This is a genomic window from uncultured Campylobacter sp., from assembly GCF_937959485.1.
GTDB lineage: Bacteria > Campylobacterota > Campylobacteria > Campylobacterales > Campylobacteraceae > Campylobacter_B.
On sequence record NZ_CALGPY010000003.1, the window covers coordinates 1 to 15,578 of the forward strand.

General features: G+C 48.3%; 15 protein-coding genes. 8 read left to right on the forward strand and 7 right to left on the reverse strand.

Annotation, left to right across the window (positions count from 1 at the left end; translation table 11 throughout):
- Positions 1-337 precede the first annotated feature (337 nt).
- Both Q0380_RS00375 and Q0380_RS00380 read left to right on the forward strand, forming a co-directional pair.
- Positions 338-862 carry a DUF4149 domain-containing protein gene (locus Q0380_RS00375; RefSeq protein ID WP_298958776.1) on the forward strand — a complete coding sequence of 175 codons (525 nt, stop codon included), beginning with the start codon at positions 338-340 and terminating at the stop codon, positions 860-862.
- Entirely contained in the window at positions 852-1,247 is a 396-nt protein-coding gene (locus Q0380_RS00380; RefSeq protein WP_298958779.1) for a YbgC/FadM family acyl-CoA thioesterase, read from the forward strand. The genes Q0380_RS00375 and Q0380_RS00380 overlap by 11 nt, the downstream gene beginning before the upstream one ends.
- A gap of 482 nt (positions 1,248-1,729) precedes the next feature.
- Here the strand turns inward: Q0380_RS00380 and Q0380_RS00385 are convergent, their stop codons facing one another.
- From Q0380_RS00385 to abc-f, 4 genes are read right to left on the reverse strand one after another with little or no spacing between them, the layout of a single operon-like run.
- Entirely contained in the window at positions 1,730-2,395 is a 666-nt protein-coding gene (locus Q0380_RS00385; protein WP_298958782.1) for a uracil-DNA glycosylase, read from the reverse strand.
- A gap of 7 nt (positions 2,396-2,402) precedes the next feature.
- Positions 2,403-3,203 carry a peptide chain release factor N(5)-glutamine methyltransferase gene (prmC, locus tag Q0380_RS00390; protein WP_298958785.1) on the reverse strand — a complete coding sequence of 267 codons (801 nt, stop codon included), beginning with the start codon at positions 3,201-3,203 and terminating at the stop codon, positions 2,403-2,405.
- Positions 3,190-4,398 carry a M48 family metallopeptidase gene (locus Q0380_RS00395; protein WP_298958789.1) on the reverse strand — a complete coding sequence of 403 codons (1,209 nt, stop codon included), beginning with the start codon at positions 4,396-4,398 and terminating at the stop codon, positions 3,190-3,192. Before Q0380_RS00395 ends, prmC begins: the two co-directional genes overlap by 14 nt.
- Before the next feature lie 5 nt (positions 4,399-4,403).
- A complete protein-coding gene (abc-f, locus tag Q0380_RS00400; RefSeq protein WP_298958792.1) occupies positions 4,404-6,356 on the reverse strand; it encodes a ribosomal protection-like ABC-F family protein in 1,953 nt (650 codons plus the stop codon).
- A 79-nt stretch (positions 6,357-6,435) separates the two neighbouring features.
- Here abc-f and Q0380_RS00405 point away from each other — a divergent pair, with 79 nt between their 5' ends.
- Positions 6,436-7,209 (forward strand): hypothetical protein, encoded by a 774-nt coding sequence (locus Q0380_RS00405; protein WP_298958795.1) that lies wholly within the window; start codon positions 6,436-6,438, stop codon positions 7,207-7,209.
- Positions 7,210-8,098: 889 nt separating this feature from the next.
- On the opposite strand, the gene Q0380_RS00410 is transcribed toward Q0380_RS00405, so the two are convergent.
- Positions 8,099-9,085, reverse strand: coding sequence for an amidohydrolase family protein (locus tag Q0380_RS00410; RefSeq protein ID WP_298958798.1), 987 nt, complete (start codon positions 9,083-9,085; stop codon positions 8,099-8,101).
- Between the two features lie 218 nt (positions 9,086-9,303).
- Between Q0380_RS00410 and Q0380_RS00415 the strand changes: the two genes are divergently transcribed.
- The 5 genes from Q0380_RS00415 to Q0380_RS00435 all read left to right on the forward strand — a co-directional run bounded on the left by Q0380_RS00415 (position 9,304) and on the right by Q0380_RS00435 (position 13,357).
- Positions 9,304-9,693, forward strand: coding sequence for a GNAT family N-acetyltransferase (locus Q0380_RS00415; RefSeq protein ID WP_298958801.1), 390 nt, complete (start codon positions 9,304-9,306; stop codon positions 9,691-9,693).
- A gap of 153 nt (positions 9,694-9,846) precedes the next feature.
- A complete protein-coding gene (locus Q0380_RS00420; protein WP_298958804.1) occupies positions 9,847-10,098 on the forward strand; it encodes a hypothetical protein in 252 nt (83 codons plus the stop codon).
- Complete coding sequence (locus Q0380_RS00425; protein ID WP_298958807.1) at positions 10,095-10,430, forward strand: type II toxin-antitoxin system RelE/ParE family toxin; 336 nt, start codon at positions 10,095-10,097, stop codon at positions 10,428-10,430. The genes Q0380_RS00420 and Q0380_RS00425 overlap by 4 nt, the downstream gene beginning before the upstream one ends.
- Positions 10,431-10,634: 204 nt before the next feature.
- Positions 10,635-11,957: an MATE family efflux transporter gene (locus Q0380_RS00430; protein WP_298958810.1), complete on the forward strand. Its 1,323-nt coding sequence runs from the start codon at positions 10,635-10,637 to the stop codon at positions 11,955-11,957.
- A complete protein-coding gene (locus tag Q0380_RS00435; RefSeq protein WP_298958812.1) occupies positions 11,933-13,357 on the forward strand; it encodes a M48 family metallopeptidase in 1,425 nt (474 codons plus the stop codon). The genes Q0380_RS00430 and Q0380_RS00435 overlap by 25 nt, the downstream gene beginning before the upstream one ends.
- 162 nt (positions 13,358-13,519) lie before the next feature.
- On the opposite strand, the gene Q0380_RS00440 is transcribed toward Q0380_RS00435, so the two are convergent.
- Together Q0380_RS00440 and Q0380_RS00445 are read right to left on the reverse strand one after the other, a co-directional pair.
- Positions 13,520-13,960 carry a hypothetical protein gene (locus tag Q0380_RS00440; protein ID WP_298958814.1) on the reverse strand — a complete coding sequence of 147 codons (441 nt, stop codon included), beginning with the start codon at positions 13,958-13,960 and terminating at the stop codon, positions 13,520-13,522.
- Positions 13,961-14,174: 214 nt separating this feature from the next.
- Positions 14,175-15,419 carry a hypothetical protein gene (locus tag Q0380_RS00445; RefSeq protein ID WP_298958815.1) on the reverse strand — a complete coding sequence of 415 codons (1,245 nt, stop codon included), beginning with the start codon at positions 15,417-15,419 and terminating at the stop codon, positions 14,175-14,177.
- Positions 15,420-15,578 lie beyond the last annotated feature (159 nt).

Sequence of the window (15,578 nt, forward strand, 5' to 3'; positions counted from 1 at the left end):
GTGCGAAACAGAATTGTGATTATACAAGAGTGATGCTTAAAGGGGGCTGAATAGGCATTAGAAATTTTAAAAAAAACGATTTGGAAAATTTTAAATTTCATAATGAAATTTTAGCCGCAGTGCGTTTTAATACAAAATTTCTTCTCCGCCCTCCAACAAAAATTTTATAAATTTCGCATGCCGCCGCATCCAAAAATTAAAAATTTCATCATATTTGCGACCGACGACCGCGCCCATTTGTCCAAAAACCCGCTTGCAAAACACTTAAGCGCACGATTATAAGATTTCGCTATAATCACGTCCGATTTAAAATTTATCAAAATTTAAAAGGATCTTTATGCGCGCAATTTTTTCTATCTATATCTTCATCATCGCAGCCCTTATCGGCATCGAGCTCTCGCTCGGCGCACTCGTCGCGCCCGTGGTATTTTTCCCGCAGCAGATTATCGGGGAGGGCGTGCTATCGCACTTTCAAAGCGGCAAGCTAATGAGCGAGATCTTCGTAAAATACGGCGGCATCCTCATCGCAGTCTCGATCATCTGCCTCGTTTTTGAGATGATAAATTTCAACAACAACAAATCGCAATCCTTTCGCTTGCGCCTTTCGACCTTGATGCTGACGCTCGTAAATATCATACTTACCCTACTTTTCGTGCTTTACTTTACCGACTACGTCATAAATGCCCAAAAGATCGGCGCAGAAGCGACGATGACGCCGGAATTTGCCCAAATCCACGCGGCTAGCGAATGGTGCATGAAACTCATCATCGTGTTTCAAACGGTGCTATTTTTCGCAAAAATCCTCCCCGCCCTCGCCGCGAAAAAGGCAGCACCGGAGCAAAGCGCAGCCGATGCAGATTAAAATTTACTACGAAGATACCGACGCGCAGGGCATCGTGTATCACGCCAACTACATTAAATTTTGCGAGCGGGCGCGCAGCGAGGCGCTTATGCAGGCTGGGGTGGACTTCGCGCGTGAGGACGCACACTTCGTAGTTAGCGAGCTTTGCGCTAAATTCCTCCGCCCCGCGCGTCTCGGCGACACGCTTGAAATTCGCACGAGCCTAGCCGCGCTTAAAAACGCCAGCGCCCTTTTGCGACAAGAAATTTACAAGATCAAAGATATTAAAAACGTAGATTTCAGCGAGCTTTTATACGCACAGGACGTAAAAATTGCCTTTGTAAAAGAAGGCAGGCCGATCAAATTTAGCGCCGAAATTTTAGAATTTTTCAAATCTTTGAAATAAATTTATTTCGCGGATTCAAATTTACCTAGTCGTACGGTGCAAACATAGCGCAGACCGCTTCGGCGTAAAATATTAAGAATGCGCAGAGCTCTTAGGCAAAATAAAATTTGCAGGCTAGATAAAATTTTACTACATAGAATTTCGCTCGGCGTTAAGGTTTAAATTTAACGCTACGTCGCGACATAAACCCCTCACACACCCGAGATAGCTAGATAGAAAACAAAATTTGAAATATCGAAATTTTGCAATGGCGTTAAATTTTGCCCCGCTCCGCCGCTTTATGAAATTTTCTCGCTTTTAAATTTAAACCCGCGCAGATTGAGTCCGTGTTTTTTCGCCAAATCCCGCTCGTCCGTGAAATTTAAGTCGATCAAACTCGCCCGCGATCTCATCCGCGTAGGCGCAATCCACAAACTAGGCGCCCACGCAAAAAGCCGCACACAAAATCAAAATAGCATGCAGAACAAGCGCCAAAATGCGCCTCACAGCAGCTCTTTTATCTTTTGCAGATCCTCTTTGAAAAGCTCCGCCTTGCTCGGATTTTGCGCGATGAATGCGGGATCGAAGCTCGGCACGAAGCTGATGCCGCCCTCGTTAAAGACCGAGCCGTGCAGCACGTCCATGCTCGCCAAATCGCCGTTTCGCAGCACGATTTTGCAGCAGAGCTCGCCCAGGCAAAGCACGACTTTGGGCTTTAAAATTTTGATCTCGTCGGTCAGATAGGGCGCGCATTTTAAGATCATTTCCGAGCTTACGCGCCTATTTTGCGGCACCGCACACCTTATCAAAAAGCTAAAATAAATTTCTTCCGGCGCGCAAATTTGATCTAGCGCCGCTGCTACTTCAGCCTCCAAACCGCCGCCAAAACCTTCGTTAGCGCCCGGTGCGAGAGCTACGATCATAAGTTTTACGTTCGCGGGAGTTTTAGAATTTTTAAAATTTTTGATAGTTTTGAAATTTTTAAAATTTTGCTCGCCGCTTCCAGCGCGCGTTTTGGCGAGTTCGCAGAGATTGCACTCGGCGGTAGCGGATTTCAGCGCATCCAGCGCCTTAAAAAATCGCTCGCCGCCGCTTAAAATTTCGGCGCCTACATAGCGGTAGCCGAACGCTTTGTAATAAAGCAGCCTGCGTAGTTGCGAGCTTTGCACGGCGCGCCTACGATCTGTTTAAATTTCGCGCGACGAATCCGCGATCAAACTGCGCCAAATCTTTGTAAAATTCCACCCTAAAGCCCTGCTCGCGCAAAAACGCCGACAAGCTCTGCTTTTGATCGTAGCCCATCTCGCAGGCTAGAAATTTTGCGCGCCGTGCGGCGATCAGCACGATGCGTTTTAAAATTTCATCCCCCCTCTCGCCGCCAAACAGCGCCGCCTTCGGCTCTTGCAGCACGCGCGCGTCCAATGCGTAGGAGTTTGCGATATAGGGCGGATTTGAGACGATGAGATCAAACTCGCCCGCGATCTCATCTGCGTAGGCGCAGTGTACGAACTCGACGTCCGCGCCCAAGCTTGCAGCATTTACGCGCGCCACCTCAAGCGCATCAGCGCTAATGTCGCTAGCCGTGATGCGGCAAGAAGGAAGGAGTTTTTTTAAGCAGATAGCGATTATGCCGCTGCCCGTGCCGATCTCGCAAATGCGCGGCTCGTCCAAGCTCTGCGCTAAAGTAAGAGCTTTTTTCACTAAAATTTCGGTCTCGCAGCGCGGTATCAGCACCCGCTCGTCGACGTAAAATTTAAAGCCCATAAACTCGCAGCTTTGCGTGATGTATTCAAGCAGGCGACCGTCTTTGAACTCGGCTATCTTGGCGCGAAATTCCGCTTCATGCGCGAGCTCTTCCGAGCATCTCAGCACGAGCTGCTCACCTTCAAGGCGCTCACAGAATTTTAAAATTTCGCGCGCGACATATTTTGAGCCGCACTGCCCCAAGCCCCATCTTAGCGCCTCAGCGATCCTCATCAAGCTCTCTTATGCGCTCATACAGGCTCGGGTGCGAATGATACACCGCGGCGTAAATTTTATGAGCGAGCGGAAACGCCTTGTTTTCGCTGCCCAGCTTCTTTAGCGCGCCGATCATGCTCTTTTTATCCTGCATGCTGGCACCATGCAGGTCTGCACTAAATTCGTGCATGCGGCTAAGCTTGGAGATCACCGGCTCAAAAAACGCATGTAAGATCGGCGCAAACAAAATCATAAAAACTAGCGTCGCACCGCCGTCCGCGTTAAGTCCTAGCGCGCCGAACACCCCTGCAGGGAGGTTTCCGAATACCGCAAGCGTCGCGCCCAAAAGCACGAAGCTAAGCGCTAAGCCTTTCAAAATGTCGCCGTGTTTGAAATGCCCGAGCTCGTGCCCTAAAACGGCTAAAATTTCATCCTCGCTAAGCTTCTCTATGAGCGTGTCGAAAAGCACGACCTTTTTCGTCGCTCCGAAGCCGCCGAAATAGGCGTTTAGGCGCTTGTCACGCTTGCTTGCGTCAATCGTAAAAACGCCGCTACTTTTAAAGCCGCAGCGCTGCAAAAGCCCCTCTATGCGCTCTTTTAGCTCGCCTTGCTCTAGCGGCTGCATCTTATTAAACAGCGGCGCGATAGCGGTCGGATAGATCAGATTTATCAGTAAAACTATGCCGAAGCTTAGCAGAAAGCCCCAAACCCACCAGTGCGCGCCCAGGCTATTTACGCAAAAAACGAGCGCAGAGGCTACTGCAAAGCCGAAAACCAGCGTGAGCGCGAGCGATTTTAGCGCGTCTTTTACGAAAACGGCGGGCGTGATCGTGGAAAAGCCTAGGCGGCGATCTTTGACGAAGGTTTTGTAAATTTCAAGCGGAAACGCCGCCGCGCCGCCGATGATTAAAAACGCCGTTACAAAGCAGCTCCCCGCCAAAATCCCATCGCCCGCTAGATCATATATCGCGCGCTGTAACGCGCCCGCGCCCGCAAGTATCCAAATAAGCGCCACCGCAAACGAAAAGCAGTGCGAAAATATATTAAATTTTAAATTTACCGCGCCGACCTCGCCTGCCTTGCGATAATCCTCCTCGCTAAGCACCACCGCAGGCTCTTTTAGCTTGGCGCGGATGAAGCTTAGCTCGAGCAGATCGAGCGAAATTTTATAAATCGTGTAAAGCGCGTATAAAAAGATCAAAAACCAAACCATCGCGCCTACTTTAGGCTCTCGGCGAGCGAAAGCACTTCGTAATATTCATTTTCCATACTGTTTAACGTTCCTCTTTTTTCTTCAAGTTCTTCAAAAAGCCCCTGCATACCGAGCTTTTGATAAATTTCAGGCGTCGAGAGCGCGTGATTTAGCTCCTTTATGCGCGCCTCGATAGCCTCGATTTTAGCGGGGTACTCTTCTAAAATTTTATTCTGTTTGTAGCTAAGCTTCGCGGCGCTCGTCTTTTCCTTTTTGTTTTCGCGGCTGCCTTCCTCCGCGCTCGCGCTCGCGCCAGCGTCGGCTTCGATCTGATCGATCTCCGCCATTTCGTCTTCAAACTCCAGATACTGCGAATACGGCATTTGAATTTGATCGATCGTGCCGTTTTTTTCAAAAACCCAAAGCTTATTCGTGATCTTATCGATGAAATAGCGATCGTGGCTTACGATGATTACCGCACCTTCGAAGCTTAGCAAATAATCCTCCAAAATATTGATCGTCGCGATATCAAGATCATTCGTCGGCTCATCCAAGATCAGGCAATCGTATTGCTCGGTAAAGAGCTTCGCAAGCGCCAGGCGGTTCTTTTCGCCGCCGCTAAGCACGCCCACGGGCTTATCCAAAAATTCCTTCGGAAACAAGAAATTTTTCAAATACCCATAGACGTGCATGTAGCTGCCGCGGACGTTGATGTGATCGCCGCCGTTTGGACAGAAAATTTCGATTATGCTTTTATCGTCCGTGATGCCGCTGCGGGTCTGATCGAAGTAGCCGATCCTGATCTCGCCGCGTTTGATCTCGCCCGCATCGATCTTGCTGCGACCGAGTAGAATTTTAAGCAGAGTACTTTTGCCCGCGCCGTTAGCGCCTACGATACCGATGCGCTCGCCCTGCAAAACCCGCGCCGAAAAGCCCTTGAAAAGCACCTTGCCGTTTAAAATTTTACCGATATTCGTGCATTCAAAGAGCATCTTTTTGCGATTGTCGCCGCCCGTGCCGTTAAAGCTCCTGCTCGCGCGCTCCAGCTCGAGCCGCACGCGACGGATCGCGCCCGGATTTTTCTTCGCATCCTGCCTCATCTGCATGATACGCGCCTTGCGCCCTTCGTTGCGCTTTAGGCGCGCCTTTACGCCGCGGTGTAACCACTCCTCCTCGGCGCGCAGCTGTTTAAGCAGCGTCTCGTGGGACTTTTCGAGCGAAGCAAGCATCTCCTGCTTGCGCCTCAGATAGTTCTCATATCCGCCGTCGAAATTTGAAATTTTACCCTCTTCGATCTCGATACTGCGCGTCGCCAAGCGGTCGATGAAGTAGCGATCGTGGCTGATAAAAACGATCGTCTGCTTCGAGCTAAGCAGCATCTCCTCTAGAAATTTCACCATATAGACGTCGAGGTGATTCGTGGGCTCGTCCAGCAGCAGCACATCAGGCTTTTTAAGCACCAGCGCGCCCAGTGCCACGCGACGAATTTCGCCGCCGCTAAGCGTGCAGACGGAGCGGTTTTCGTAAATTTTAAGCCCGAAATTTTGCAGCACCTGCTCAATCTTATTGTCGATCTGCCAGCCGTCCTTGGCCTCGATAAATTTAATCAGCTCGTCCTGGCGCGCCAAAAGCTCCTTGTTTTCGGGCTGTGCGGCGATTTTGCTCGAGATCGCGTCGTATTCGCTAAGGGCGGCGTAAATTTCAGCTAGCTCCCTTCGCAGCGCGTCTTTGACCGAGAGATTGTCTTCAAATTTCGGCGTTTGAGCGAGCATCTGGATATTTAGCCCGTTTTGAGTGATGATCCGCCCCTCGTCGGTCTCGCACAGACCCGCGACGATCTTTATCAGCGTAGATTTGCCGCCGCCGTTTTTGCCGATCACGGCGACGCGCTCGTTAGCGTCCAGTGCAAAATTTACGCCGTCTAAAACGACGTGGGAGCCGAATTTTTTCGTAACATCGATAAGCTCGATCAAAGCCAATTTTAAGTTCCTCTAGTGTTAAATTCGGTGATTTTACACAAAATTCTATTAAATTTTAATAACTTTTAAAGGTTCAGCGATGCAAAGTTTGGAATTTAACGGCCTGCGCGTAGAAATTTTCGCCCCGCACGCGCCGTTTTTTGCGCCTGCGCTCTCCTTTACAAAAGAAGCCGCGTCCGCACCGATCATCTACCTGCACGCCTTGGAGTTTAGCGCGGCTAGTGTGGGCGAAATTTACGAGCTCGTCTCGCGACGAAGCGGCGCAGATTTCGTGCTTGCGGCGATCTATCTAAACGAGGCGCAGTGGGGCGATAAGCTCAGCCCGTGGGCGGCAAAATTGCCATTTAAGGGGGTGCACGATTTCACAGGCGGCGGCGCGGCGCACTTAGAAAAATTTACGGACGAGCTGATCCCACGTATCGAGCGGCACGTATTCGGCGCGAGAAAGCCTGCGTGGCGAGCGTGCGCGGGATACTCGCTGGCGGGGCTTTTTAGCGCGTATGCGGCGTTTGCAAGCGATAAATTTCAAAAGATCGCCTGCGTCTCGGCGTCGTTTTGGTTCGGCGGATTTGACGCCTTCGTCGCCGCACACTCGCCGCAAAGGGGGCTGGCACACGCCTACGCGTCCTTGGGCGAGGCCGAGATGAACCCGAAAAATCCGCGCGGAGCACTCTGCGGAGAGACGGCGCGAAATTTCATCGTAAAATGCCGCAGTGTGGGTGCGAAAGCGGAGTTTGAGCAAAATCCGGGCGGGCATATGCAAGATGAGATCGCAAGAATTTCAAAGGCGCTTTTAAAGCTGGTAACTCCTAAAATTCGGGTAAATTTAAAATTTAGCTGGGCGGGCAATTAAATGGCAGGCTCGACAAATTGGCGCTGCGAGAGATTGAAACAAACGAGCCGAGAAGCGGCACGAAACGTAAATTTAAAGCTAGTCGCAGCTAGGATTTCTCGCGTAACGGTTTTTTGTGCGATGCAATGAAATTTAAAACAAACCCGCATTAAAATTTTATAACGCAAGCGGTGCAAAAAGAATGGTGTATCGCGATGCAGCGCGAATAGGACAACACGTAGTTGGTATTTTATCGGCTTTGATAAGTGAGATATCGTTTGAGCGTAAATCATACGATGCGGTATCAATGCGGCATAGGCGGCGCAGTGTATGCGGATTTCAGGCGGGATGTCGCTAAATTTTTGCAGGTTGCGCTAGCGGTTTGAAACTTAAAACGAGCCGTCGTTGTAAAATTTAAAGCAAATTGTGTCGCGGCTAGGATTTAGCGTGCCTGCAAGCTAAATTTAAACAGCAGCGCGTCGCCGTGTATGATCCCGCCGTTTTGTTTAGTTTACCGGCGGGCTAAATTTACCGCCGAAATTTCAAAATTTGCGTAGCGCCAAAGAGGCTTCGGCGCTACGATACGCGCCGCTAGGTTTAAATTTTAAAATTTAGCGTCGGCGCGGGCGCACTTAGCCGTTACCTGCCGAATTTGCGGCGGCGTAATATGCGGAATTTTGCGAATTACCGTTTGCAAAATTCGTCCTGCGAAATTTCGCGGCGCATGCTTCAATCAGCTCTCTACTGAGCGCTTTTCCCGACGCACGTTTCGCCTTTTCTCTCGCTATACAGACAGCGCCAACCGCTCCATTACTCGCGCTCACTATGTCATTTGCCACATTTGCTCGAAACCAACTGCGAAAAGCTGCAAATGCACCGAATTCTAACCGCACGCCCTAAATTTCACCGTCTACGCAAAGGGCAGAATTTTTTTGTAATTGCTCCACAGCTCGCTATCTTCGCCGAAATATGCAAGCAGTCCGCGCGCGTTGCGATCAAAAGGGTTGGGCTCTTTATGCAGCGCGATACGCTGCGACAGGCGCAGATCGTAGGTGTTGTATATCGCAGAATACGGCACCGGAAAGTCCGAAGCGTAAAGCAGGCGCGAGTGCACGTCCGTTTGGCTCGCCAGATGCGGCAGGGCTTTCGCGCGCACCGGAGTCATCAGCGCCGAAACGTCGGCGTAGAGGTTATTGTGCGTACGCAAAAGCGCCAGAAGCGCGAAATAATCGTGTCCGAAATTTCGCGGACGGCGCGAGAGCGCACGAAAGATATGCGAATACTCGTAGTTAATCGCCATGTGCGCGCACACCGTCGTAACGCCCAGCTCAAGCGGCGCATAGATCATCTCTAGCGCTTCGTAGCGGCGCGCGCTCGGCACCGAGCTTTCGTTGCCGATGTGGATCACTAGCGGCAAGCCGAGCTTGGCGAGCTTTTCAAAATACGGCACGTAGCGAGGCAGCCTCGTATCCAGATCCCAATAGTTTTGTAAAAATTTCGCCCCTTTAAATCCGAGCTCGAAGCAGCGATCGATCTCATCTAGCGCGTCCGCTCGCTTCGGATTGATGCTAAAAAACGGTACGATGAGATCCGGGTTTTTTTGATAAATTTCAAACACGCTGTCGTTGTCCGCACAGACGGTCTTATCGCGATGGATTAGCTCGCCCGCGTCGCTAAATTTAGCATCCACGCCGAAAAGCACCGCCTTTTTAACGTATTTCGAAGCCCTAAGCCCGCCGAGCAGAGCGTCCACATAGGCCTCGTATGGCTCTTTGATCGCGCGCGATACGTCTATACCGAAACGCCTGCCGAAAAGGCGCAGCGCGAGCCTGTCGTAAGGGCGGTCGAAGCGCACCTCCTTGCTTAGCAGATGGACGTGAAAATCAAGCGTTTGCATCGGGGATCCTTGGAAAAATTTTGCCGAGTTTATATCAAATTGCGGTAAATAGTTAGAATTTTAAATTCGAGTTTAAATTTACGCACCACGCCTTGCCGCGCCTTTAAATTTTAAAATTTAAACCTCTCCGCAAGAGCCTCTAATTGATATTTAATGCCGTTTTAAAGCTACGGCGATATACTTGCGATTTGAAAAGCTATTTCAATTAAGGAGCGAAGATGGAGTTTGAAATTTTAGAAAATTCCGCCGATTTTAAGCCTGGCGATCTAGATGAAATAATGGTCTCGATCGGCTGGGATACGGAACAAAACGCAGCCTCCGTGCCGCCGCACGAGACATACAGGGTGTGGCGCACATATGATTACGTGGCGATCGCCAAAACGCAAGGCAAGACCGTGGGGGTGCTGGAGGCGTTTTGCGACCGCGACAACTTCGCTACAAGCTATCTTTACTGCGTGATAGTTCATAAGGATTGTCAAAGGCGCGGTATCGGCACGGCGCTCGTGAATGCCTTTAATAAGCGCTTTGCGCACACCACCACCTTTGTCGTTACTCCTCTGCACAAAGCTGAGGGCGCCGGAGAATTCCTACAAAAGTGCGGTTTTTAGGACGCGTCGGAGCACTTCACGGTTCATATGAGGAAGCGAAATTAGATCTAGCGGGCGTAAATTTTAAAATTTTATCGAGCTTTGGCTCTAAAACGGTTGGAATTTTAAATTTAGCTATGAGTTGCTATAATCGCTAAAATTTAAGGAGCCAAAATGATCACTATGCAGATCCAAAGCGGCGTCGATCGCGATACTCTCGAAACTTTTAAGAAGCTTTTTTTAAAAATCGATCCATCCGCACAGATCACTCTAAGCGGCGAGAAAAGCTTAGAAACGATTTTATCGGAGTTTAGATCAGGCGAAAGTTACGACGAGATAAAAAACGGAATGGATACGGATTTAAAATCATACGCAAACGGTGATCTAAGCGGCTTTGAGGAGTTAGGCAAGGGCTGGAAAAATTGAAAATAATCCAGTCTAAAAGATTTCGCGCGCAGCTTAGCAAGATCGTAGAATTTATCGCAGAGCGCTCAGAGGATGCGGCGGAAAATTTTAAAAACGAGCTTTTTGCGCGAGCAGGCGAGCTTGGCTTTATGCCGTATAAATTTCGTAGATCAAAGAGCTTTGACGATGATAGAATTAGAGATTTTGTGTTTAAGGGTTTCGTAATCCCATATCTAATAGATGAACCTAACGATACAATCGTTATCCTAGCGATATTTAAGCAAAATCTATTGAGATATCTTGACGCCCGTTTAAAAACATCTGCGTTTAAAATTCCGCGCTCCGTTTATTAAAACCACCCATTCGCCGCCGTCGCAGCGCCAAAGAGATCAACCGCTCGTCTGCGCTAAATCACCGCATATTCGCGCCGGGCGCCGTAAATTCTAATTTTACGCATGCCGCGCAGCATGCAAAAGCAACTCCGCTCGCCCCCCCCCTGCGCAAAAGCAAACCTAAAAGAATTTTCGGCTACAATTGCCCCCAAATAAAGGCAAAATATGAAAGAAATCTCGCTACTAAGGCTCTCGCTCGCAATCTACATCGATATGTTTTTGCGCCTCGTGACCACGTTTATCAACACCTACATGATCTCGCGCGTGGACGTCTCGCTAGTAGGCGCGCTGGGGGCGGGCAACGAGATATTTTTGCTCTTCATCACCGTTTTCGGCTTTCTGGCCGTGGGCTGCTCGGTACTCGTAGCGCAGGCGCTCGGGGCGAAAAATAAAGTCCTAGCCATGCGCGCGATCCACACGAGCATCGCATTTAACGCGCTCGTGGGACTTTGTAGCGGCGTTTTCGTCTTTAGCTGTGCGCCGTTTTTACTCCGCGCGCTACAGGTGCCCGCCGAGCTTTTGAGCGAAAGCGCGATCTATCTTAAGGTTATCAGCATCGTCTTTGCGATAGACGCCGTCGCGATCGTGCTTAGCGCTATCGTGCGCGTTTACGGATACGCAAATTTCATCATCGCAGTCTCCGTGGTGATGAATCTAGTAACTCTCGCGGGCAACTACGTCGTGCTATTTAGGCCGTTCGGACTGCCGTACTACGGGCTTGAGGGCATCGGCGTGAGCACCATCGCGGGGCGCATGATCGGCGTATTTTTATTCTTTCTCATCATCACGAAGGTGCTAAAAATAAAATTTTACCTCACGATGTTTTTAAAGATCAAGCTCGCCACGCTGCGCAAAATTCTATCCGTAGGGCTTCCTAGCGCGGGCGAAAACATGCTGTGGATCGTGCAGTATCTGGTTGCATTCGCCTTCGTAGCGAGCATGGGCGAGGCGAGCCTTACCGTACAGACGATCTATTTTCAAATTTCATCATTCATCTTCTTCGGCGGAAGCGCGATCAGTATGGCAAACGAAGTGATCGTAGGCCGCCTCGTAGGCGCCGCCAAGCCGCAGGAGGCGTACCGGCACACTTTTACCGCGCTGCGCTTTGGGCTCGGGGCGACGGCGCTTTTCGTCGCGATCGTATTTTTAGCGCGCGAGCAGATTATGGAGATGTTGAGCCTAAACGAGGCGCACAAGCAGGTCATGCGGCCGCTTTTTTACCTAACGCTCGGGCTTGAGTTCGGGCGGACGCTTAATATCGTGTTCGTAAACGCCCTGCGCGCAAGCGGCGACGCGAGGTTTCCCTTTGCGATGGGCGTGATCTTTATGTGGGGCGTCTCGATCCCGGTGGGCTGGCTTTTGGGCATCCATCTGGGGTATGGAATTTTGGGCGTTTGGATCGGGTTTTTCTGCGACGAGTGGCTGCGCGGCAGCGCGAATACGGCGCGATGGATAAGTAAAAAATGGCAGAGCAAAAAGTTAGTCTAAATTTGCTAGGCTTGCCGATCAGCCTGCGCTTTAAGCGGATGAAATACGCGCGCATCCGCATTAACAAGGACTGCGAGATCAGCGTCAGCGTGCCGCGCTCCTACACCGCGGCGCAGGCGAAAGACTTCATCCTAAAGCACGAAAGCTGGATTCGTCAAACGCTAGAGCGGCTGCGAAGCAAGCTCTTAGCAAGCGATCAGGTTAGAATTTTAGGCAAAATTTACAAGCTGAAATTTAGCCGCGAGGTTGAGCTCGGTACAAACTGCGGCGCAGATGAAAGTTTAGGTGAGAGCGGCGCGCGGGACTGCGTAGGCAGCGGCGTAAGCCATGTGAGCGGCGGCGTAAATTCAGCTCATTTACAAAGCGGCGCGGGCATAAGTGATGGCGGCGATGTGAGCGGCAGCGCAAATAACGGCACGGGAGGCATGAATTACGGTGCGGGGGGCGGCACGGCAAGTGAAATTTTAAAATTTCACTCGGGCGGGCACACCTCGCAAAATGGCGCGGCGGGCGAGGATTTGAAATTTAACCTCGCACAAGAGAGTCTAAGCCTGGAAAGTAGTAAAAATTTTAAATTTAATCCGAATGCTTTGGGCGCGCGGGGGCAAAATTTAAATCGCGACGGCGCACAAAATTTAACGGGCGAGGAATTTTTCAAATCGAGCTGTATCAGGACAGAAGCGCTAGAGCAAAACGGCGGCGAGCAATCCTGCGGCGAAAATTTAAAATTTCATTCAGACGGGTGCGTTTCGCAAAGTAGCAATGTGGGCAAATTTAACTCCGCTTCAAGCGGTGAAATTTTAAAATTTGATCCTGCCGCAAGGGACGAAATTTTAAAATTTAAACCCGCCGAGAACGGAGAAATTTCAAATTTCAGCTCTGCCGCGAGTGAGGAAATTCCGCTCATGAGCGAAAAAATTTCAAAATCCGCGAACGAAAACGCGCCGCAAAATGTAGCACAAAGCGCGCAAGCGGAGGAGTGCTACGAGCCCAATTTTACGATCAAAAATTTTATCCAAAGCTCTAAATTTAAAGATAAAATTTTTATGTCACGAGACGTGATCTTTTGCGAGAGCGAGGGCGAGTTTGCGGCGTTTAAAAAGGCCTTTGCACTTGAGCTTTACCTACGCTATATCGAGAAATTTTCGCCGCGGATAGGCCGCAAGATCGCGCGGGTGCGGGTGCGCAAAATGCAGACGCGCTGGGGCAGCTGCAACCACGCCAAGGGCTATCTCAACTTCTCGCTAAGCCTGATAGAGCGGGATCGGCGCTTCGTCGAATACGTCGTGCTGCACGAGCTCGCGCACCTCATCCATGCAAACCACGGAGCGGATTTTTACGCGCTCATCGCGAAGATCATGCCCGATTTTAAGGCACGTATCAAGCTAGGCAAGGGCTAGTTTGCGAACGGGCGCCCTTTTAAATTTCACGTCACTGTGACACGATCATTGCGGTCGATTAAATTTAAACCGATCTCCCATCACGCCGTAGCAGACCGCAGCCCGATCCGAATTTGCGCGGCACAGGCGGCGAAATTTCGCAAATTTTCGCAGATCCAAACGCTAATCTAAAGCCGCAAATTCCACGTATTTCTCCATCGCAACCAGCAGGAGCCAGCGCGCGGTAGGGCTGAAAAAATAGTGGTGTTCAGGGACCTGCTCCATTATAAATTTTAAAAAATCGTAAAAATATTCGGGCGCAAATTTAACCTCGGCACTCGTTAGGCTGTCGCCTAGATAGTGGATTTCGCCGCTCAAAATCCTCGCTTTTACCGCGGGGGTTGCGTCTATGAAGTTCCCGGCGCCAGCAAAGCTCAGGCAGTCCGCGGTCGCGTAATCTTTCAAACCCCGCAAGACGGGCTTGGAGCCGACAAAGGTAAAATTTTCCTCTATAAAGCGCGCTCCGCCCTCGCTCACCTGCCAGCAATCGCCCAAGCTCGATAAAAAGGCAAACATCTCATCATCTGCGGATTTGAAATTTACAGGTCCGTTTTTGCGATCCATCTTTGTCCTTTTTAAATTCATAGTTGCTTTTATTTTGAAATTTTTACGATAAAGAACAGAAAATATGTTTGATTTAATCTTTTTAAAATCATTATATTAAATTAGGCTAATCAAGGTTTTCCGAGCTCTTTTTATTTCAAGCGAAATCCTTTACCGCCCTTTAAAATTCAACCAATTCAAATAATCGTTCTTTCTTTATTTTTTTGAACTTTATTTATTTGTTATCATCAGTGAACTGCTCTTTGACAAGATCTTTGATATCGCTTTTAATACTTTTAGTATCAACTATTGAATCCTCACCCAGCTTCTGAAATTTTTCTTTATCTGCCTTCGTATATTCCTGTCCATCATCATATTTTTTTGTGATCAACCGAATCATCTTGCGACGCAAAAACTTCTCATCTCTAATATTTGACCTCTCTTTGATCCACCCAATTAGTAATACCATCAACATTATAAAACCAATATAACCTAGAATTGGATACATAATCGATACTAATTTTTTAAAGCCCATAAAGGATAATATATACCCTACAACTACGGTGCCAATCATAATTGGATAAAAACGTTTTGATTGATTAGATGAGAAACGTTTTGCTAAGGCATAGAATAAACTGAAAGCAGTATTAAAGATCAAGCCGAAGATAACAAGTGCATACACAAACGCAAATGCAGGGTGAATCTGTTTGGCAATAGCCAACATAGGAATATCAACAGTCGTTGCAAGTTTTACATTTGCATATAAGATACAGGTTGTAACTGTGATGATAATACCGATTATAAATCCACCCAAAGTACCACCTTTTTCTGCTACACCAATCCTCATAATGGATCCCCCTAATACAAAAGCCATTGATACACCTGTCATAACGCAGAGCGAAAAATAATTCAGAACAGAAAACCAGATATTTGGCATTGGAGTAGAGATTGTATTTGCAATTGTTTCTAATTCTTTAAAATCAAAACGTTGACTTGCAAAGGTATACACTGCCATAATCATAATCATGATAAAAATAATAGGCGTAAATATTCCGATCACATTCGTGATTTTTTCAAAATCAAGAAAGCTAACAAGGATTATCAATACGGCACATAGGAGTGCTCCTGACCAGAATGGCATGCCAAATTGCTGATTAAGATTTGATCCAGCCCCGGCAATCATGACAAAACCTACCACAAAACAGCAAATAATTAAAGAAATATCAAGAATTTTATTAGTGATAGATCCAGCAATTTGTGAAAGAACTTCAAAGTGATCATTGGATCTAAAATAACTACCGAATGTAATAATGATTTTACCAAAGACGGCATTGAGGATACCAAGAATAACGGCTCCAAGAATACCCCATTTGCCAAAACTGACGAAATATTGCATCAGATCCTGACCGGACGATAATCCAGCACCGACAATAACCCCAACATATGCTAACGCTACATTTAAAATTTGTTTTAACATCATCCTACCTCTTAATTATAAAAATTTTAATTTGCTTTACTAATATTAAGAATCTTTAAATTTAAATAATATTAAATGCTAATTAAATTTTATCCAAATAATGACACGAAATTTACACCGAAATTACATCCAAACTCTTAGCAAGATTCCAAGCGAAAATCC